This window comes from Nocardia sp. CA-120079 (assembly GCF_050955745.1).
Taxonomy (GTDB): Bacteria; Actinomycetota; Actinomycetes; order Mycobacteriales; family Mycobacteriaceae; genus Nocardia.
This window is the reverse complement of record NZ_CP192088.1, coordinates 8,122,833-8,141,843: the sequence shown is the minus strand read 5'-3', so window position 1 is coordinate 8,141,843 and position 19,011 is coordinate 8,122,833. Positions and strand designations below refer to the sequence as shown.

The window sequence follows — 19,011 nt, the reverse complement described above, 5'->3', positions numbered from 1 at the left end:
CTACCCGGTTCGCATGGCACACAGCACATGTGGTGGAGCGATGGAACCCTGTCGCGGCTTGCTACCGAGGTAACCGGCGACGAGATGCGGTGCGTCGCGATCATCGACCCGGTCGAATCCCGTCTCCCGCAAAACATTGGCGATCTCGTCGGCGGTGAAGAAGCTGAGCCAAGGCTCGCCGATGGACGCCACCAAATCGGCGCGCGCGGTGCGCTGATCCATCTCCTCGCCTTTGGAAGCCGAAGCGGGATAGAGATAGTCGAACACCAACCGCACCGGTGTCGCCTGATCCGCGACGAACCGTAGGGTGTCCAGGATCGTGTCCTGAGTCAGATACATGATGACGCCGAGCCACACGAAAACGGCCGGACGACTCCGATCGAACCCGGCGGCAGCCAATCCTGCTGCGAGCGTCTGGCTTTCGAAGTCGACGGGCGCGAAGGTCAGCGACGACGGAAGTTCGATGCCCGCCGCATCGAGCCGCTGCCGCTTCCACTCCTGGGTATCGGGATGATCGACCTCGAACACCCGCACATCCGGATGCGGGTTGCGGTAGGCGAAGGTGTCCAGTCCGGCACCGAGGATCACCACCTGCCGGGTGCCCGCCGCCACGGCGTCGGCAACGGTGTCCTCGGCGAATCGGGCGCGGGCGGCCAGGAACAGGCGGCGCCGGCGACGCATGTCGGAGTCATCCTGATATGTCGTGGTCTCCAGGTCGGTCAGTTGATCTGGCGTGATGCCGGCGATCCGAACGGCCAGCGGATCGGTGAAGATGCGCGGCTCACTCGCGATCTGGTGGTAGGCGCGAGCGTAGGCGGTGGCGAGCGCGGTGCGACTTGGCTGACCGAGTTGCATATGCCGAACTTACGTGGACGCTGCCCAGCGCGCTATTCCTCGGTGATGATCAGCGAGGTGGCGATGGGAGCGAGCACCTCGACCAGTTGCGTGATCGGCGGGCGCGGGTCGGCCAGAATCCATTCGTGCGCGACGCCGTTGATCGCGCCGATGAGTGCGCTTGCCGCCCAGGTGATTCCGCCGCGGACGCGGATCTCCGGGCCCGCGATCGAGATGAGCAGCGCCTCGATTGCCTCCGCCCACGCGTGGCGGCGCTCACGGCGGTGCTTCTCCATGCGTTCGCTGACCCCGACCACCTCGACGAAGGCGACCTTGGCTCGATACGGATCGGAACTGATCGAACCGATGAACGCCGTCAGCACCGCGGTGAGCCCGGCCGCGATATCGGTATCCGGCCCCAGCGTCGCGACGGCCTGCCCGACGACCGCGGCGGACTGGTCCTGGATGTAGTCGTAGGACGCGATGAGCACGTCTTCCCTGGTCTGGAACTCCTCGTAGAACTGCCGCTTGGACAGTCCGGCCGCGGTGCACACATCGGCCAGCGAGCAGTCCGCATAGCCGCGCTCGGCGAAGGTCCGGATGGCGGCGTCCAGGAACCGCTGCCGTCGCTCGGCCTTCCGCTCGCTCACCGCGCGCCCGCCGTACTGCCTGTCCACGATGGTCACAGCTCCGCCTCGCCAGCGCTCGGCTCCGCTGCGACCACGGGTGCTGTGTCTTTGGTTCCCTCGCTGTGCTCGGTCACAAGCACCACGGTATCCGAGCAGCTACGCGGACTGCTCGGTGTGCTGTGACGGTTCGGTCAGCCCAGAATGAACGATCTGCCCAGCGCATCCTGTGCGCCATAGAAGAGCAAGAAGACGTAATACAGAACCGTCGAGACCGGTTCATTGAGCACGTGCATGTTTCCTCGGAGCTTCCCCAGCAAGCTATCCGGCACCAACCGGCCGGTTCGGTGAACCGAAAGTTACGGCATATTCCGACGCTCGGCACATCGAGTCGCCAAATCGGGTCTATTTCTGCCCATGATCGCGGCCGTTGTTGCGATGCACATCACGTCTGTGCCATAGTCGCCAACATGTGAGACGGAGTGGTCTCACAGTCGGCGAAGGGGCTGGAAGTTGATCAATCCGCTGGCGGGTCGCGCCCGGCGAATCATGTTCTCGGCCGGAGTCACGGCCACCGCACTGCTCGCGACGACCGCGGTCGCGGTCGCCGAGCCGCCGGAAGAACCGGCGGCGGTGCAACCGGCGGCGCCGGTTCCACTGCCGCCCGAATTGGATCCGGGTTTCTACCATCCGGCCGCAGAACTCGTAGCGAGCAAGGCGCCGGGCGAGATCATCTCGGCGCGGCAGGTCAATGTCGCCAACCTCGGGTTGATTCCGGTGAATGTCGATGCGTGGCAGGTTTCCTACCGCTCGAACAACAGTCGGGACGAGGCGATTCCAGCGGTCGCGACGTTGGTGAAGCCGCGCGGTTCGGCGCCGGACAAGCTCGTATCGATGCAGATCGCCGAGGATTCGCTGGCCGGGTACTGTGCGCCTTCCTATGCGCTGCAACAGTTTTCGGTCAGCCCGCTGGTCGGGCAGATCGTCGCGCCTGCCGAGTGGGTGATCGCGCAGGGGGCAGTGCAGCAAGGTTGGGCGGTCGTCATTCCCGATCATCAGGGGCCGAACAATGCCTATGCGGCCGGACCGCTGGCCGGGCGGATCACTCTCGACGGCATCCGCGCGGCGCGCAATCTCGAGCCGATGCGGCTCGCACCGGATACCCGGATCGGGATGTACGGCTACTCGGGCGGGGCCATTGCCACCGGTCACGCGGCCGAGTTGAAGCAGGGCTATGCGCCTGAACTCGATATCGTCGGCGCGGCCGAGGGCGGTGTGCCCGCCGATCTCGGGGTGACGCTGAATGTCGCGAACAACCAGCTCACCTCCGGTCTGGTCCTGGGCGCCATCAACGGGCTCACCCGCGAGTATCCGGATTTCGCCCGATTCATCGACGGGAATATCGATCTGCTCGGCCGGGCGGTGTCGACTGTGCAGGGCGGGCTGTGTGTGCAGTATGTATCCGCGTTGCTGCCGTTCCTGAATCTGAAGGGCATGCTCCGCGTGCCCGGCGATCCGGTCCAGCATCCGGCGGTCGTCGAGGTGCTGGACAAGACCCGCATGGGTAAGTCGGTACCCGATATGCCGATGTACATCTGGCAGGGCAATCCGGATGAAATCATTCCGGTGGGTCAGGTCAACACGCTGGTCGATACTTACTGCCAAAGCCCTTCCGCGAGTGTGCAATACACCCGCGAGCACTTTGCGGAGCATGTTGTCACCGAGGTTTCGGGGACTGCGCCCGCCCTCCTGTGGTTGCGTGACCGGCTCAATGGTGTTCCGGCGCAACAGGGTTGCAGCACCGCCGATGTCGGTTGGCTGGCCTTGGACCCGAACGGAATCGAGCTGTCGAAGGCGACGTTCGGTGAGACCTTCGCTTCATTCTTCGGTAAGCCGATCGGCGTGAAGTGAGCCGCGCCTCCGGCTGGATCCGTGCCGGAGGTTCAATCGTCCAAGCTGCCGATGATCGGGCCCAAGTCGTCGCCGTCAGTCGGTGCCAAACATTTCCGCCGCGCGACGGGTGTCCATGTACTCGCGCACGCGGTGGATCAGACCGTCGCGCAGTTCGAAGACGAAGCAGTAGTCGTTGTCGTAGTGGTTGCCGTTCATCAATGTCGCCCGCATCCGCTCCTCGACGACAACCGTCGTGCCATCGGCGATGACGGCGGTGAACTCCACGCTTCGATCGGAAACGAACACGGTCGGAAACTCTTTGGCCAGGAACCGCACAATGCGGTCACGGCCGACCAGGTGACCGGTGCCATCGAGGGCGCGGGCGGTGGCGTTCTGCGGCGGTGCGAGCCATTCGGCATCCGGGGTGAATACCGCGGCAATGCGGTCGGCGTCCTGGGTCGCGAATTCGCGCCAGGCTCGGATGATCACGTCTTTGCTCGTCTGTGCGTCCATTCGGCCAATCCTGGGTGGGCCGCGATCGCCGATCACGCCATATCCGGACAGACTGTGTCCGGATATGGCTGGTCGGTGCGCGGCTCGGCGCGCAGACTCGGGGGATGGGATCGTTCGAAGGCGTCGTCACGACCGGCATCTACTGCTTGCCGCCGTGTCCCGGACGCCCTCGGGCGGACAATGTCGTCTCCTTTACCTCCGCTGCGGGTGCTGAGGTGGCGGGGTTTCGGGCGTGCCACCGCTGTCGGCCCTATCGGAGTGATCGAAAGCCTACGAGCGCATCCGAATTGGTCTGTCGCGCTATTGATCTCATTGCTCTGGGTGCACTGGACGAGGGCAATGAGGCGGAACTCGCCGCGCGGCTGGCGGTGTCGGAACGCCATCTGCGACGGATGTTCCACGAGCAGGTCGGAGCGACGCCGGATCAGCTGGCCCGTTCGCGGCGTGCACATTTCGCGCGACGGCTACTCGACGATACCGATCTGTCGGTCACCGATATCGCCTTTGCCGCCGGATTCGGGAGCCTACGTCAATTCAATCGGGTGATGGTCGCGATATTTCGCGCAACGCCTGTCGAGTTGCGCAAACGTCGGCGGCGTGCGGATCGGCTTGTCGCGGACGGCGGTCTCGCGCTGCGGATGCCGGTGGCCGAGGGGACGGATATCGAGCGGCGATTGGCCCAGCTGGCGTGCACCGCGATCGCTGGTGTCGAGAGCGCCACACCGGCCCGCTACCGGCGCACGATCGACCTGGACGGCCATCCGGGTGTCATCGAAATATCCTCAGCTGCAACAGATGCCGCGTTGCTCGTGGTGCATGTGCCGCATATCGAGGGCCTTATCCATCTGGTGTCCAGGGTGCAGCGGCTGCTCGCGGGGGAGCCGTGGGACCCATTCGAAAACGACATTCGCGGTGTCGTGTCAAACAGCGATGCTCTCGACGATCTCGTCGCGGCCTATGGCAAACCCGTCGGCGGCCTGCAGCAGTTCGGCCTCTCCCATCTCTTCCCGACCCCGACGATGCTCGCCGCTGACCGGAGCGGTCTCGATGCCGTTGGCGCACAGGCGATTCTGACCGCGCTCGTGCGCTGACACGCCAGGCCGTTCTATGAACCGGATGTCTTCATCTTGTCCAGTATTCTGGGTTGCCATTGGTAGAACCAACTGAATTTGTACGATTCTCCCTGGGGCGACGAGGTCGCGGCATAGGTGAATCGACGGTCGTTTGTGCTGATCGGAACTTGGTCGACGAGTTGCTCGAAGCGCGGTTCGATCTGAACTGGGAGTGTTCTCGGGTCGGGTGTAATCACGGGGAAACAGAGGCGTTCGATCCGAGGAGATTCCCAGCTGAAGGTGGCGTATATATCGAATGCTTTCTCGGTGAGCGAGAGGAATTGATCGCTGGGGTCCGGAAATCCGGCTTCTCGGTGCAGTGACGTAATGGCGCGGGGTTCGAAGCAGTCGGCAGGCAGACCGGGGAAATACACGTTCATCGTCTTGTCGTGGTAGTCGATGCCGAGCAAGCCGACTCTGTCCTCCAGGCCGTGACGTGCGAACATGCGGACATGGTCGCCGAGACCGGGCGGCATGGACGGGAGTGCGGCAAGCTCGGATACCTTTTGCACGCCATCGGCAGGAAAGAACGGCCAGATTTTCTTGAAGCCACCGACTACACCGATGTCGATGCCGTAACTGTCAATCGGGCACTGTTTCCGGACCTGGTCCAGCAGAGTGCCGACCGGATGATCGGTCTCGGAAATCAGTCTGTTGGAAAGGGCGATGTAGTACGGGTCGATGTCTTTCGGCAGCGTCAGAAAACGGTAGTCGACGTCTCCCGAGCGGCGGGCGTCGGTGACCACTCTGAAAGAGATCACGGACTGAATGAGCATCGTGCCGTATGCGGTTAGGTTGGGCCAGATCGTGTCTCGCGTGCAGGGGACGTTCCACAACCGCGCGGATTTCTCAATGGCCGCATAGAGATCGTTCAGCTCGGATTCGGTGGTGGGCATGCGTCCTTCCAAAGATGAGCGCTACGAACAACATCGCTGTCTCGCCAACCCCAGTCGGCGAGACAGCAAGTTTAGCGACCTTCCGTGGTCAGGGATGTCGCCGAAGATGGGGAGGGTGGCGCAGGCCCAGTCGCACTCGCGTTCACCGCGCAATCCGCGGCCAGGGCTGGACTCGTTGCCGCACAACGAAATACAACTTGGCGCCCGCCTCCAACCGTCCCCGGGGGTGACCCGATCACCGCTGCGGGAGTGGCGAATTGATCGTGGTGAAGTACTGGATCGCGGCCGCGACGATCACCGGTGCGGTGACCAAGAGCTGCCCCGCAATGGTGCCGAGCGCGCCGACGGCGATGACGCCGCCGAGACAGCCCACCGCGGCGACTGCGGTGCCGTCGGCGGCCTTGATCTGGGAGACATCGTTGTCCGACGACATTGTCCCCGAGTCGATATCGATCGCCGAATGCCGCCCGCGGAGTAGTCGACTGTGGGGCCGAGGACCTGGACCACTATCAGGTCCGCTGTACTAACCGATTGAGTCGTCCTGGCACGGAATCGGGCGCACCTGCGCCATGATGCCGCCCTCGGAATGGCCGATCAGGTCGACCTTCGGGACGCCGAGCCGGGTGGTCAGCGCGGTCCTTGAATGGCGGTGGTCAGACGGATATCGGCAACCGATCGACCGGTCAGCAGCTCGTATGCGCTGGCCGGTAGTACCCAGGCATCCGTTGCCTCATCCCAGGATTCCGCGGCTCGGCGAGGGATCGGAATCGCCACCTCGGCCGTCTCGCCCGGCTCGGCTTCGACGACCGCGAAGGCGGCCAGCCGGGGTTCCGGTTGACCTGAATGAGCGATATACGTCTGGATCGTTTCGCGGCCGGGACGATCGCCGGTATTGCGAACCGTCACAGTAAGCGTGCCGAGACCAGATGCCGGATCGGGAGCGAAGGTAGCGCTCTCGTATTCCCAGGTGGTGTAACCGATTCCGTGCCCGAACCAGTACGCCGGTGCGGTCGAAAGTCGTTGCCACGCGCGGTATCCGATGTCGGTGTCCTCCTCGTAGGCGAGGACACCATCGGTCGGCGTGACATTCAGCACCGGCGCATCGTCCTGATGAGCGGGCCAAGTGGTGGGCAGCCGTCCGCTCGGTTCGGTCCGCCCCATGAGCACATCAGCGAGCGCGGCACCGCCTTCCTGCCCTGGAAACCAGGTGAGCAGAATCGCCGCGACATCCGAGGCCCACGGCATGTGCACGGGGGACCCGGTATTCACCACGACCACGGTGCGCGGATTGGCAGCGGCGACCCGCGCGACGAGCTCATCCTGTAGACCGGGCAGCGAAAGCGTTGTCCGGTCGAAGCTTTCGCTCTCCACCTCGGGGGTAGTGGCGACGACCACCACCGCCACCTCGGCCGCAGCCGCTGCGGCGACTGCTTCTTCGATAAGCGCCTCGGGGTCGATATTCGGATCCTGATGTCCGAGCGCGAACTTCTCGAAGGCGATGGGCATCTCGGGCAGCGTCGTCACGGTATGTCTAAGGCTGACCGCAACCTGTTGTCCTGCAGTGAGTTCGACCTCGAAAAGCAGCTCCGGCGGCTGGAGGAAGGCCGCCACCGGGTCGCCCTCGGGGACGATCGTGTCGTCGAAACAGGTCACATCGCCGACCCTCAGCCGGAACGGCCCGACGCCCGCGATGGCCAAGGTATGCGTTCCCGTCGCCCGCGGCGTGAAGGTGCCGGTGACAAAGACCTGATGTAGTTCCCCGACCGCGATCGCGTCCGGGAATTCGCCGATCCATTCGATCGCGGCCTCCGGCAGCGGATGCTCGCCGAGCAGGCGGTCACTCGCGCCGTACAGGTGGACCCGAAGATCGAAACCTTCCTTGGCGGTGGGAATCTTGACCCGGGGGTCCGCACCGACGGCATAGACCAGTTCGGTATCCGCATCGAGCACGGTCCGCAGACCCTCGAGCGGCGAGACGGTATGCGGTGGGAACACTTGGGCGCTACCGCCACCGAGCGCCCTCGGCTGGTCGGCGGTCTGGCCGATCAGCGCAATGCGCCGCACCTTGCCGAGCGGAAGCACACCACTCTGGTTGCGCAGCAGCACAATCGAGCGTTGGGCGAGCTCGCGAGCCAGCGCGTCGCCGTTGATCGTCGCGGGCACCGTGGCGACTTCTGGTGGTGCCCCGGCCAACGCGCCGACCCGGGCGGCGAGCCGGAGCACATGCCTTGCCATCTGCTCGACCGTCTCGGCCGGAACCTGGCCTGCGCGAACGGCTTCCGCGAGTGCGTGGCCGAAAACGCTCTGCGGTCCCGGCATCGCGATATCGAGCCCGCCGACGGCCGCGCCGACGGTATTGCGCGCCGCCGTCCAGTCCGAAACGACGGCGCCATCGAAACCCCAACGTGCACGCAGGATTTCGTTCTGCAGCGCATTGTGCTCGGTCATCGTAGTGCCGTTGACACTGTTGTATGCCGCCATCAAAGCCCACGGCCGGGCCTGCTCGACTACGGCTTCGAACGGAGCCAGATACAGCTCGTGCAGTGCCCGCTGGGACACGCGCACATCAACAGTGAATCGGTCGGTCTCGGAATCATTGGCCACGAAATGCTTCGGCGTCGCAGCCACACCACCCTCCTGCACGCCGGTCACATAGGCCGCGCCGATCGCGCCGGTCAGCAGCGGATCCTCGGAATAGCACTCGAAATGCCTGCCGCCCAATGGGCTTCGATGCAGATTGAGCGTCGGGGCAAGCAGCATGTGCACGCCCTTGCGTCGCGCCTCCTGCGCGAGCAGCTGCCCGGCCCGCCGGGCCAGAGTCGGATCCCAGGTGGCGGCCAGCGCGGTCGGGCTCGGCAGGGCGATCGAGGGATCCTCCGGACTCCAGTGCACGCCGCGCACACCGATCGGACCGTCGGACATAACGAGGGACGCCAGCCCGATCTCCGGCATCGCGGGCAGGGACCACATGTCCTGTCCGGCGAGCAGGCGGCAACGTGCATCCAAATCCAGTGCGGCCAACGCCTTTTCGATCACTGCCTCGCGGTCGGCTCGGTGATTCGCCATGTCGGTCGACTCCCTTGTTCGTATGACGCGCGGGCATCTACCTCGAAGTATGTCCGAACTACCTAGTAGCCAGTAGGTAATGTTATCGATGTGTTATTAATTCGGATCGCCATCCGGGCGGATCAATTGCAGGAACTTGCGCAGTAGTGCGGGCATATCCACCTCGTCCGGGGACAGCAACCACTGCTGCTGTAAACCGTCCAGAACCGCGATCAGCAATACGGCGGCATCCCGATGCGAGACGCCATGCGGTGGATCGCCACCCAGCGCGCGCTCCAGGAAGGCGGTCAGCATCTCCCTGGCCTGCGTGTACCGATCGACGAAGTAGTCGCGCGCGGGATGATCCTGGGTGACACTCTCGGCCGCGAGCACCGTGAACGACTGCACGATTCCGGGGCGCTCGGCATTGCGTTCCACCAGTTCGGCAAGGAGTTCCAGGGTTGTCGCACGGCCCTGTGCGGTGGCGAGCAGGACATCGAGATCGTTCTGGTCGCGCAGTGCGAGCACATTCGCCAGCAGTGTCTGCTTATTGGGGAAGTAGTGCAGCACGCCCTGCTGGCTGAGTCCGACCCGCTCCGCGACGATCGCAATGGTCGCGCCCTGATAGCCGCGTTCCGCGAAAACCTCGAGTGCCGCCTCCAGGATCGCTCGGCGACGATCCTCGTGACCGGCCCGGCCCTGGGCCCGCCTCATGCGGTGCACTCTTTTGCTGCGTCCATTGTTCGCAGACTAGCGAATCGCCATTGACAGCGGCGGTTTCGGCGCGTCTACTATCTACCAATGCTAGATCTAGCGTTGGTAGATATCAGAGCAATGATAGAAGTGGGCGTGTCATGTTCTTGGTGGTCGGCGGAACCGGCGTCGTAGGACGGCAAGTGGTCGAGAGATTGGTGGCAGCGGGTGCGTCGGTGCGTGTGCTCACCCGCAATCCGGCCCATGCGCCGCCGGGTGTGGAGGTCACGGTTGGTGATCTCCATGACGGCTCGGTTGTATCCGCCCTAGGTGGTGTGACGCGCGTGGTGTGCACCGTGCACGGCGGAGAAGGCAAGGGCCGCAACGGACCTCGTGGACTGGAAGGTGCGGCGCTGCCCGGCCTGATCGATGCCGCCACCGAGGCCCGAGTCACGAATTTCGTATATCTGTCCGCGACGAGTGCCGATGTGGACAGTCCGGTCGATCTCTTCCGCGGCAAGGCGCAGGTGGAGGCGCTGCTCGACCGCGGCCGGATGCCGTATACGGTGCTGCGGCCGACGCATCTGATGGAGACCTGGGTGCCGATGCTGGCCGACTCGCTGGTGAAATCATCGCGCGCACTCGTCTTCGGATCCGGGACCAATCCGGTCCCATTCGTTGCCGGTGCGGATATCGCCGCGGCCGCAGCGCAATTCGCATCGCGCGAGGGCATTCGTCGAACCGTGGAGCTCGGCGGGCCGGAAAACTGGACGTTGCGCGAGTTGAATACGCAGATCGCGCAGCGGCTCGGCATCGCGATCGGCAAGGAGACCGCACTGTCGGCCCGCATGCTGCGGATGTCCGCCACGGCGGTGCGCCCGTTCAATGAGGTGCAGGCTCGGCGAATGCGCTTGGGGGCGCTATTGGATTCCCGCCCACAGACCGTTGACGCGGGCGCGGTCTGGGAGGAACTGGGCATCGTGCCTGTTCGACTGACCGATTGGCTCGACAGTCTGTCGATGCCTGACTCGGTGTCACAGTGACGCTGGGCGCCGTACCGCGCAAGCGGCGCTATCTCAGCGCAGTGCGGCGACAACCTGCTGTGCGATGTTCTGCTCACCGAAGGTGTTGGGGTGCAGCGGGACAATCGATGGGGTCGACAGCGAGGGGATGAGTCCGTTGATCCACTGCTGGTCGGGTGCGGCGCACATATCGTGTCCGACGCTGGAGGCGGCGGTGTCGACGAAGATCGCGCCGTGTGCGGCGGAGACGCTGCGCAGCAGCGTATTGAGGTTGACCAGCACGTCCTGGAGGTAGTCGGCGTCGCGCGGCCAGGCGGGCTGTTGCGCGGGGCAGGCGCCTTCGCGCGAGGCGGTGGGGTATCCGACGATCACGATCGTGGCTTCGGGTGCGCGCGAGCGGATCTCATCGATCGCGGTGCCGTAGACGGGTGCCAGGGCCTTGGTCCGTTCCGCGAAAGTGTCGACGCCGTTCGCGGTGAAGGTGTCCGCGCATGACGTGCCGTAGGGCTCCGGCAGGAGATTTCCGCACCGCAGGGCCTGGCTCGCCAGGCCGATATCGTTGCCGCCCATGGTCATTGTCACCAGGGTGGTGTCCGGTGTCAGTGCATCGAACTGCGGTGCGGCGGTTCCGGAGACGACTCCGCGCTGCGGGCTCGCGAGGTCGCGCAATGTGGCCCCGCCGCAGGTGACGTCCTGGAAGGTCGCGACGCCGAGCTCCTTCGCGACCAGCGACGGGTAGTTGACCGCGGAGCGTGCACACGTGGCGAGCTCGGTTTGCGGAAATACGCCCGCGCCCGCGGCGAAGGAATCGCCGAGGGCCACATAGTGGGTTTCTGCGGCCGGGTCCGCGCTCGCTTGCCCGGTGATAGCGGCGCTCGCCACGACTGTCATCGCGGCGGCGGCGACCGCCGGTCTCACCTTTCCGAATAGGTCGTTCCAGCTGCCGAAAACTCGCATTGCGTCTCCTTGTGAGCCCATGACCGGACGAATTCTGGCCTGAACTCCCAGGAGTAACTCGCGCAGGCGGGATCGACCCTGGACATCCGACCGGTACGGGCAGAGTCTAGCCGCGATTCGCCAATCCCGAATAAGTTTCGGTTTTCCCGCTCGCAATTCTGGTCGCTCCGGGCTCGGCCGCATGCGACGACCTCGGGCGGCGTTGGGGGATAGCGCATTTCGTCAGAACGTCAGCGACCAGGCCTTGTTTCAGATTCATGCTCCAAGATAGGGTACTGTTGCGTTCCTCACTATTTCGCATCTACCTGCGAAAAGTCAGCGATGACGAATCGTAAGGGTTGACACCGCCTGCTCGCGCTGGCTACGGTCGCGATTGTTCGCGCTGAGTCATCGCCCGCCTCGGCATTAATGGCAGCAGGCTGTCCAAATGGTCTGGCCGAAATGTTTCGACTGCGGGGAGGCCGTCGTTATTCTTCGACCCTGGTCGCATTCATGAACAAACTCGGCCGACCTTTCTTTGTGCTTCGAGACAAGATTCTCGTTCCTTTTTCTCGCCCGCCGAGGCTCCACCAGTTCCTTTAGACGTTAGGCGCCAGCTTTGTCCGTCTCGATCTCACCCGCCAAGACCGTGGACGACCTCCCGGGGCCGAGCCGGTGGCCGTTGCTGGGGAATCTCCCGCAGATGCGACCCGCGTTGCTGCACCGTCAGTTCGACGAGTGGTGCGATGAGTACGGCCCGCTCTACCAGTTGAAAATGCCGGGGCGGCACATCGTGGTAGTGAGTGATCCCGATCTGAACCGCGAGATCTTCCGTGACCGCCCGGGTGGGTTCCGGCGGCAGTCGGCGATCGAATCGGTCATGGACGAGATGGGTTCCAACGGCCTGTTCTCGCTGGAGGGTGAGGCGTGGCGGCTGCGTCGAAAGCTGGCAATGCCCGCCTTCAATGCCTCGCACCTGCGCAGCTTCCATCCCATCCTGGAGACGATCACCGGACGATTGCAACATCGCTGGGAACGGCAGTCGCCCAAGGACATTCGTGCCGACCTGACCCGCTACACGGTGGACGTCACCGCTAAACTGACCTTCGACTACGACATCAACACCATCGAACAGTCCGGCGACGTCATCCAGCGGCACCTGGAACTGATCTTCCCGCTCATCAACCGGCGGATCAACAGCCCGCTTCCGTACTGGCGTTACGTCAAACTCCCGGACGACCGAGCGCTCGAGCGCGCGCTGGCCGCGCTGCGCACCGATCTCACCGGTGTCATCAGTCGGGCCCGCGCGAATCTGCCTGCGGCGCCGACGAATTTCATCGAGGCCTTCCTGCTGGCGCAGGACGGCAGCACCTCCTTCACCGATGACCAACTGTTCGCCGAGGCGCTGACCATCCTGATCGCCGGTCAGGACACCACCAGCAATGCCATGGCCTGGCTGCTCTACCACCTCGCGGGCAATCCGGCTGTGCAGGAACGGATTCGCGAGGAGGTCGCCGCGATTCCCTCGGCGCTGGACCGGCAGCCATATCTGGAAGCCGTTGTCGCCGAATCGATGCGGCTGCGGCCGACGACCCCGATCGTCGGACTGGAGGCCACCGTCGACACGACGATCGACGGTGTGCACATCCCGGCGGGCACCTGGGTGATCGTCAATGTGCAGCATGCGAGCCTGCAGGAGAAGAACTTCGAGGACGCACTGCGCTTCGACCCGGACCGCTGGCTGCGCACCGAGCACGGCACGCATCGACCCGAGGTCTCCACGCCGTTCGGGGCCGGTCCGCGCTTCTGTCCGGGACGGGGGTTGGCGATGTTGGAGATCAAGAACGTGACCGGCATGGTCTGCCGGAATTTCGAGGTGCGTCTGCCCGCGGGTGCGCAGGCGCCGAAGGATCGTTTCCACTTCGCCGTCATCCCCATCGATCTCGATCTCGACCTGATCCGACGGCCCGTCTGACCCCCATTCGCCGAGCACACTCTAAGGATGTAGATGTCGTTGCATCGATTGACCGCGACCGACGGTGTCTGGCTGTCGCTCGAATCCCCCGATATGCCGATGCATATCGCCTTCCTGCTGGAATTCACCGCACCCGAGGGTGGGGCGGCCCAGTTCCTGCGACAGTGGCGGGCCGGACTGGACGCACCGGCGAGCCTGCCGCAACCGTGGAACTTCCGCCCGCTGAAGTTCCCGCCGCCGGGTGTCGCGGCCATGGTGCGTGAGGTCGACGATATCGACCTGAGCGAGCACATCCGGGAGTGGACGCTGCCGGAGCCGGGCAGCCAGGACCAGCTGACCGAGCTCGTATCGTCGATCCATCAGAAGCAGCTCGATATGAGCCGTCCGCCATGGGAATTGCACGTCATCGAGGGGCTGGCGCAGGATCGTTTCGCGCTCCTGCTCAAGGTGCACCACAGCCTGCTCGACGGCGCATCGGCCATGCGGTTGTTCACCGATACGTTCACCGAGGATGCCGCCGCCCGCGATGTGCCGGACCTGTTCACCGTGCGCCCGGCGGCCGAGTCGGCGGAAGCCGGTACGGCGAATCCGTTCCGTGCCCTGCTCGCCGCATTGACCGGCGTGCTGGCCTTGTTGCGCGGTGTCGGATCCGCCGCCCGCGATGCCTTTCGGCGTGCACGCGGCGATAAGACGATGGCGCAGAAGGCATATCAGCAGCCGGAGACGATTCTCAACGGCACCATCACCGGCGCGCGCGATCTGTCCAGGCGTCGCTACGACCTCGCGCTGTTCAAGCGGTTGGCGAAGGCGGGTGACTGCACGATCAACGACATCGTGCTGTACCTCGTGAGCACGGCGCTGCGCACCTACCTGACCGATCACGCCACGTTGCCCGAAGAGTCGTTGACCGCGGGCGTGCCCACCGATCTGCGCGAGCAGGACGACGCTCGCGCCGGCACTCGCGCGGGCATGATGTTCACCGCGCTGGCCACCGATATCGCCGATCCGCGCGACCGGTTGAGTGCGGTCAAGTACTACATCCGCGCCGCGAAGCAGCATATGGGCGAGATGGCCCCGAACGAGGTCATCGGCTATGGACTCGCGGTCACCCTGCCGTGGATCCTCGGGCTCAGCTTCGGCTTCACCAACACCGCATCCTCCCATCCGATGGGCGTCTCCAACGTGCCGGGACCGCGAAACCCGCTGTACTGGAACGGTGCTCGGCTCGAGACGATCTATCCGATCTCGCTGCTCATGCACGGCAATTCGCTGAACTTCACCTGCATCGGGTACTCGGGCGGGCTGCACTTCGGCGTGCTCGGTGTCCAGGACAAGCTGCCGCCGATGTCGTATCTCACCGGGGCCATGGATGCCGCGCTCGATGAGCTCACCGAACTGCTCCTGCCGGACCGCACACAGCTGGCCGCTGGATGACGTCGGTGTCGAATTACGACGTGGCGATTATCGGCTCGGGCTTCAGCGGGCTCGGCGTCGCGGTGAATCTGCGGCGCCTCGGCAATGACAACTTCGTCATCCTGGAACGCGCCGATGCCGTCGGCGGCACTTGGCGCGACAACGTCTATCCCGGCTGCGCGGTTGACGTGCCATCGGTGCTGTACTCGTATTCCTTTGCGCCGAACGCGGATTGGACCCGCGTGTACGCGACCCAGCCCGAATTGCGCGCCTACACCGAGCAGGTCGTCGACACCTTCGATCTGCGAAGGCATGTGCGGCGCAACAGCGACGTGGTCGAGGCCGATTTCGACGACGAGGCCGAACAGTGGGTGCTGCGGCTGAGCGACGGCAGACTGGTCCGGGCGCGCGCTGTCGTCATGGGCTACTTCTCGCTACATGCCGAGGCTATTCCGGATATCCCCGGTCGCGCCGATTTCGCTGGGCCGCAGATGCATTCGAGCAAGTGGGATCCGTCGTTCGAACCGGCGGGCAAGCGGGTCGCGGTGGTCGGGGCCGGGGCGAGCGCGGTGCAGATCGTGCCTGCGCTTGCGAAGTCGGCTGGTGAGCTCATCTCGTTCCAGCGCACTCCGGCCTGGGTGATTCCGCGACTGGACCGGCCGATTCCGCCGACGGTGCGCAAGATTCTGCGCCACGTTCCGCCGGTCAGGCTGGCAGCAAGGGGATTCGTCTTCCTGTTCCTGGAGGCCATGCATTTCGCGGTGTTTCATCCGCGGCTGGTTTCGGTCTATGAATGGGTCGTCCGCAAGGTGCTTGCCGAGCAGGTGCCCGATCCCGAGCTGCGGCGCAAACTCACACCCGACTACGCATTCGGCTGCAAGCGACCGATGGTCTCCGACGAGTACTACCGCTCGTTCACCTGCCCGAATGTGCGGCTGAGCACCGAGAAGATCACCGAGATCACCGCCACCGGCCTCCGCACCGCCGACGGGGCGTTGCACGAGGTCGATGCGATCGTGTGGGCCACCGGATTCCACGTCCAGGATTCCATCGCACACTTCCCGGAGTTCCGCGCTGCGGCGACCTCGACGCGAAAGAAGTTCCGGCGCGATGGTTTTCGCGCGTATCGCGGCATCGCCTTCGCGGGGCTGCCGAATCTGTTCGCGGTCACCGGACCGAATACCGCACTGCCGCACACCTCGCAGTTCCTCGCCATCGAACCCACCACGAAGCTGATCGCCAAGACGATCGAGCACATGCGGGCCAAGGGCATTCGCCGCTACAGCCCGTCCGAGCAGGCCGAGCGCGAATGGGTCACGCGCGCACGGCAACTGCTCGGCAGCCGGGTGTGGTCGACCGGCGGATGCACCAGCTACTTCATCGATGAGGACGGCACCAACACCTTGACCTGGCCGGGCGGAACGTTCAGCGTCCGACTCGACCGGCGTCGCATCCGACCGCAGGACTGGGATACCGGACGGCCCTGACAAAAGCCTCGCAACCCCGACGGTTTCCGCACGTCGCACACCCGCACTTCGCCGTCGCCGCGAATCAACTATTCCTATGGCCGCAGCAGGACGGCCGCAGCACCGCCGCCGATCATGTCGGCAGCATGTCGGTGATCTGCTCGACATGCCGCGAGGACAGCGGCGCCGCCACAGCCCGTCCGAGCGGACCGAGCGCGAATGGGTCACGCGCGCACGGAAACTGCTCGGCACCAGCGTCCTCTTCGCCGATGCCGCCATGGATTCCACCTGATCTTGATTGTGTTGACGCCAGAGCGGACCGTTCACGTGGCGGGAGGGGCAGCGCCGGACCCCGGGGCTGCGTGACACCGGTCCGATTGCGGCACAGCCGGTTCGGGCAGAATGCCTGGCAACTTAGCTGCGGTCCGCGGTCAAAGGTGTGCTGCACAGAGCGTTGTGTGAGTCATGGTTGCGCACCAACGGTGATGCACGTTACTGTACCCACTCGTTGATGGGAACGGGGTAGTTCCTCATTGCCGGGAGGGTTTGGCAAGCATGATCCGACGTCGACGTCCGATTAAGGCAGTGGCTGCTGCGATAGCCACCTTCACCGTGTTTGCCGGAGCCGTGGTCGCCGCCGCGCCGACCCAGGCCACGCTCGGCCGCGATGCGCAGTTGACCGCGACTTACGCGGGGCCGCAACAGTATCCGAACGTCTACATCGACTGGGACATCCCGATCACCATGAGTGACGGCACGGTGCTGAAGGCGAATGTGTACCACCCGGCCGACGCTTCCGGCCGACCCATCGTCGAGCCCACGCCGACCATCGTGAACCTCACGCCCTACACCAAGCTGGTGGCGAATATCGCCGACTCCGTGCTGGCCATCCCCGGCCTGGCCGAGCCGCTGATGCAGGCGCTGCACGGCTTCGATCTCTCGGCATACGGCCTGAGCGGAATCAGCGATCTGGCACAGGCATTGGCGGGCGGTACCGCGCGCACCTTCGCGGTGGATCGCAAACTCGTGCAGAGCGGCTACACCCAGGTGGTCGTCGACGTGCGCGGCACCGGCTTCTCCGAGGGCATCTGGCAGGTGTTCGGCGATCGCGAGCAGCAGGACGGCGTCGAGGTCGTCGACTGGGCGGCCGCGCAGCCGTGGTCCAACGGCAAGATCGGCATGAGCGGGATCTCCTATTCGGCCATCAACCAGTTGCAGACCGCGGAGCGCAGACCCGCTGCGCTGCAGGCGATCTTCCCGATCGTGCCGGGCAGCGATCTGATCCGCGACGTGGCCGCACCCGGTGGCGCACTCGGTATCGGGTTCATCCCGGAATGGCTGCTCGCCGTCGACGGCACGAAATTGATTCCCGACGTGGTCTCCATGCTGGCGGGCAAGTTCGACTGGACCTGGCTGGCGGATCGGGTCCGTGACCCGTTCACCTTCTTCAATATGATCATCATGGCGCTGGGCACCCAGAGCATGGATCAGATTCCGCCCGAAATGTATTCGGTGCTCGACGATCAAAGCCCGTTGCGCACCGCCTGGATCGGACATCCCGATCGCATCGATGTGCCGACCTTCGTCTACGGCGGCTGGCAGGACATCTTCGCCTACTCCTCGCCGCGGGTCTACAACGCGATCAATGTGCCCGACAGCCAGAAGAAGCTGGTGATGGACAACAACTATCACATCACCACCGGCTCGGGCATGGGTGACGCCGACGGACCAGCGGCCCTGGATGTATTGCAGCGCGCATGGTTCGACAAGTGGCTCAAGGGCATCGACAACGGCATCGATGACTACGACCAGGTCACCCTGTGGCAGCAGGGCGGCGGCTGGACCCACACCTCGGCCTTCCCGCGGCCCGATATGGACTACCGCCGTATGTATTTGAACGCGGCCGCCTCGGGGACCGCGCCCGGCAGCGCCTACGACGGCAGCCTCACCGGGGAGCCGGGTGGACCCGCACGGGTTTCGATCGGACCCGGCTTGACCACGCTCTGCTCACGCGACGGTGCACAGGGGACAGCGGGCATCCTGCCGCTCCCGGATATCTGCACAAAGGATTCGCGGATCGCCGAGACCAATGGCCTCACCTTCACCAGCGCGCCGGTCGCCGTACCGACGCAGATCTCCGGACCGATCGCGATACACCTCGATACCGTCCTGGACGCCACCGACGGCTACTGGACCGTGACACTGAACGACGTTGCCCCGGACGGACGTTCGACCCAGTGGACACACGGCCAGCGCACCGCATCCCTGCGCGCTGTCGACCAGAGCAAGGCCACCCGCTCCGCCAATGGCGACTACACCGACCCGTACCCCTACCTGACCCTGGATACCCGCGAACCGATCGTGCCCGGTCAGCCGACGGTCATCGATATCGGCATGTTCGCCACCGACGGTGTGCTGCAACCGGGACACCGGCTGCGCGTCGACATCTTCGCCGGAAACTTCCCGAGCAGTCTTCCGTTGCGCCCGTTGCTGAACGAGAGCGGGTTGAAGCCGCAGTACATCGAGCTGGACCCGAATCAGCCGAGCTGGGTGAACATTCCGGTCGACGGCGAGCCGGGCTGGTGAA

The 19,011-nt window shown here is 64.7% G+C and carries 16 protein-coding genes and 1 pseudogene; 9 read left to right on the top strand and 8 right to left on the bottom strand.

Going from position 1 to position 19,011, the window contains the following annotated elements; genetic code table 11:
- Together ACQPYR_RS37150 and ACQPYR_RS37145 are read right to left on the bottom strand one after the other, a co-directional pair.
- Positions 1 to 855 carry a class I SAM-dependent methyltransferase gene (locus tag ACQPYR_RS37150; RefSeq protein WP_433623928.1) on the bottom strand — a complete coding sequence of 285 codons (855 nt, stop codon included), beginning with the start codon at positions 853 to 855 and terminating at the stop codon, positions 1 to 3.
- A 32-nt stretch (positions 856 to 887) separates the two neighbouring features.
- Entirely contained in the window at positions 888 to 1,520 is a 633-nt protein-coding gene (locus ACQPYR_RS37145) for a TetR/AcrR family transcriptional regulator (RefSeq protein ID WP_433623926.1), read from the bottom strand.
- A 489-nt stretch (positions 1,521 to 2,009) separates the two neighbouring features.
- Here ACQPYR_RS37145 and ACQPYR_RS37140 point away from each other — a divergent pair, with 489 nt between their 5' ends.
- A complete protein-coding gene (locus tag ACQPYR_RS37140; RefSeq protein ID WP_433635344.1) occupies positions 2,010 to 3,371 on the top strand; it encodes a lipase family protein in 1,362 nt (453 codons plus the stop codon).
- A 75-nt stretch (positions 3,372 to 3,446) separates the two neighbouring features.
- Here ACQPYR_RS37140 and ACQPYR_RS37135 read toward each other — a convergent pair whose 3' ends face one another.
- Positions 3,447 to 3,866, bottom strand: a complete 420-nt coding sequence (locus ACQPYR_RS37135; RefSeq protein WP_433623924.1) for a nuclear transport factor 2 family protein — start codon at positions 3,864 to 3,866, stop codon at positions 3,447 to 3,449.
- A 104-nt stretch (positions 3,867 to 3,970) separates the two neighbouring features.
- Here ACQPYR_RS37135 and ACQPYR_RS37130 point away from each other — a divergent pair.
- A pseudogene (locus ACQPYR_RS37130) lies at positions 3,971 to 4,105 on the top strand (Ada metal-binding domain-containing protein); the annotation flags it as partial.
- Between the two features lie 48 nt (positions 4,106 to 4,153).
- Positions 4,154 to 4,957 (top strand): helix-turn-helix domain-containing protein, encoded by an 804-nt coding sequence (locus ACQPYR_RS37125; protein WP_433635343.1) that lies wholly within the window; start codon positions 4,154 to 4,156, stop codon positions 4,955 to 4,957.
- Positions 4,958 to 4,971: 14 nt separating this feature from the next.
- Here ACQPYR_RS37125 and ACQPYR_RS37120 read toward each other — a convergent pair whose 3' ends face one another.
- The 4 genes from ACQPYR_RS37120 to ACQPYR_RS37105 form a co-directional block, all read right to left on the bottom strand.
- The gene (locus ACQPYR_RS37120) at positions 4,972 to 5,874 is read right to left on the bottom strand and encodes an aromatic prenyltransferase (RefSeq protein ID WP_433623922.1); all 903 of its coding nucleotides are present in this window, start codon (positions 5,872 to 5,874) and stop codon (positions 4,972 to 4,974) included.
- Between the two features lie 235 nt (positions 5,875 to 6,109).
- Positions 6,110 to 6,307, bottom strand: coding sequence for a hypothetical protein (locus ACQPYR_RS37115; protein WP_433635446.1), 198 nt, complete (start codon positions 6,305 to 6,307; stop codon positions 6,110 to 6,112).
- A gap of 194 nt (positions 6,308 to 6,501) precedes the next feature.
- Positions 6,502 to 8,940 (bottom strand): beta-glucosidase H, encoded by a 2,439-nt coding sequence (locus tag ACQPYR_RS37110; protein WP_433623920.1) that lies wholly within the window; start codon positions 8,938 to 8,940, stop codon positions 6,502 to 6,504.
- A 96-nt stretch (positions 8,941 to 9,036) separates the two neighbouring features.
- Positions 9,037 to 9,633, bottom strand: a complete 597-nt coding sequence (locus ACQPYR_RS37105) for a TetR/AcrR family transcriptional regulator (RefSeq protein WP_433623918.1) — start codon at positions 9,631 to 9,633, stop codon at positions 9,037 to 9,039.
- Between the two features lie 140 nt (positions 9,634 to 9,773).
- Between ACQPYR_RS37105 and ACQPYR_RS37100 the strand changes: the two genes are divergently transcribed.
- Positions 9,774 to 10,655 (top strand): SDR family oxidoreductase, encoded by an 882-nt coding sequence (locus ACQPYR_RS37100; protein WP_433623916.1) that lies wholly within the window; start codon positions 9,774 to 9,776, stop codon positions 10,653 to 10,655.
- A gap of 33 nt (positions 10,656 to 10,688) precedes the next feature.
- Here the strand turns inward: ACQPYR_RS37100 and ACQPYR_RS37095 are convergent, their stop codons facing one another.
- Positions 10,689 to 11,591, bottom strand: a complete 903-nt coding sequence (locus tag ACQPYR_RS37095; RefSeq protein WP_433623914.1) for an SGNH/GDSL hydrolase family protein — start codon at positions 11,589 to 11,591, stop codon at positions 10,689 to 10,691.
- A gap of 598 nt (positions 11,592 to 12,189) precedes the next feature.
- Between ACQPYR_RS37095 and ACQPYR_RS37090 the strand changes: the two genes are divergently transcribed.
- The 5 genes from ACQPYR_RS37090 (at position 12,190) to ACQPYR_RS37070 (ending at position 19,010) form a co-directional block, all read left to right on the top strand.
- Complete coding sequence (locus tag ACQPYR_RS37090) at positions 12,190 to 13,545, top strand: cytochrome P450 (protein ID WP_433623912.1); 1,356 nt, start codon at positions 12,190 to 12,192, stop codon at positions 13,543 to 13,545.
- 33 nt (positions 13,546 to 13,578) lie between these two features.
- Entirely contained in the window at positions 13,579 to 14,979 is a 1,401-nt protein-coding gene (locus ACQPYR_RS37085; RefSeq protein ID WP_433623910.1) for a wax ester/triacylglycerol synthase family O-acyltransferase, read from the top strand.
- A 5-nt stretch (positions 14,980 to 14,984) separates the two neighbouring features.
- Positions 14,985 to 16,445, top strand: a complete 1,461-nt coding sequence (locus ACQPYR_RS37080) for a flavin-containing monooxygenase (RefSeq protein ID WP_433623908.1) — start codon at positions 14,985 to 14,987, stop codon at positions 16,443 to 16,445.
- Positions 16,446 to 16,521: 76 nt separating this feature from the next.
- Complete coding sequence (locus tag ACQPYR_RS37075) at positions 16,522 to 16,716, top strand: hypothetical protein (RefSeq protein ID WP_433623906.1); 195 nt, start codon at positions 16,522 to 16,524, stop codon at positions 16,714 to 16,716.
- A gap of 263 nt (positions 16,717 to 16,979) precedes the next feature.
- Positions 16,980 to 19,010, top strand: a complete 2,031-nt coding sequence (locus ACQPYR_RS37070) for a CocE/NonD family hydrolase (RefSeq protein WP_433623904.1) — start codon at positions 16,980 to 16,982, stop codon at positions 19,008 to 19,010.
- Position 19,011 lies beyond the last annotated feature (1 nt).

What these genes read in the sequence shown, in the direction of transcription:
- ACQPYR_RS37095 (WP_433623914.1), bottom strand. Translation starts at nt 11,591, where the DNA reads ATGCGAGTTTTCGGCAGCTGGAACGACCTATTCGGAAAGGTGAGACCG.
- ACQPYR_RS37110 (WP_433623920.1), bottom strand. Translation starts at nt 8,940, where the DNA reads ATGGCGAATCACCGAGCCGACCGCGAGGCAGTGATCGAAAAGGCGTTG.
- ACQPYR_RS37075 (WP_433623906.1), top strand. Translation starts at nt 16,522, where the DNA reads ATGGCCGCAGCAGGACGGCCGCAGCACCGCCGCCGATCATGTCGGCAG.
- ACQPYR_RS37140 (WP_433635344.1), top strand. Translation starts at nt 2,010, where the DNA reads ATGTTCTCGGCCGGAGTCACGGCCACCGCACTGCTCGCGACGACCGCG.
- ACQPYR_RS37070 (WP_433623904.1), top strand. Translation starts at nt 16,980, where the DNA reads ATGATCCGACGTCGACGTCCGATTAAGGCAGTGGCTGCTGCGATAGCC.
- ACQPYR_RS37135 (WP_433623924.1), bottom strand. Translation starts at nt 3,866, where the DNA reads ATGGACGCACAGACGAGCAAAGACGTGATCATCCGAGCCTGGCGCGAA.
- ACQPYR_RS37150 (WP_433623928.1), bottom strand. Translation starts at nt 855, where the DNA reads ATGCAACTCGGTCAGCCAAGTCGCACCGCGCTCGCCACCGCCTACGCT.
- ACQPYR_RS37085 (WP_433623910.1), top strand. Translation starts at nt 13,579, where the DNA reads ATGTCGTTGCATCGATTGACCGCGACCGACGGTGTCTGGCTGTCGCTC.
- ACQPYR_RS37120 (WP_433623922.1), bottom strand. Translation starts at nt 5,874, where the DNA reads ATGCCCACCACCGAATCCGAGCTGAACGATCTCTATGCGGCCATTGAG.
- ACQPYR_RS37105 (WP_433623918.1), bottom strand. Translation starts at nt 9,633, where the DNA reads ATGAGGCGGGCCCAGGGCCGGGCCGGTCACGAGGATCGTCGCCGAGCG.
- ACQPYR_RS37100 (WP_433623916.1), top strand. Translation starts at nt 9,774, where the DNA reads ATGTTCTTGGTGGTCGGCGGAACCGGCGTCGTAGGACGGCAAGTGGTC.
- ACQPYR_RS37115 (WP_433635446.1), bottom strand. Translation starts at nt 6,307, where the DNA reads ATGTCGTCGGACAACGATGTCTCCCAGATCAAGGCCGCCGACGGCACC.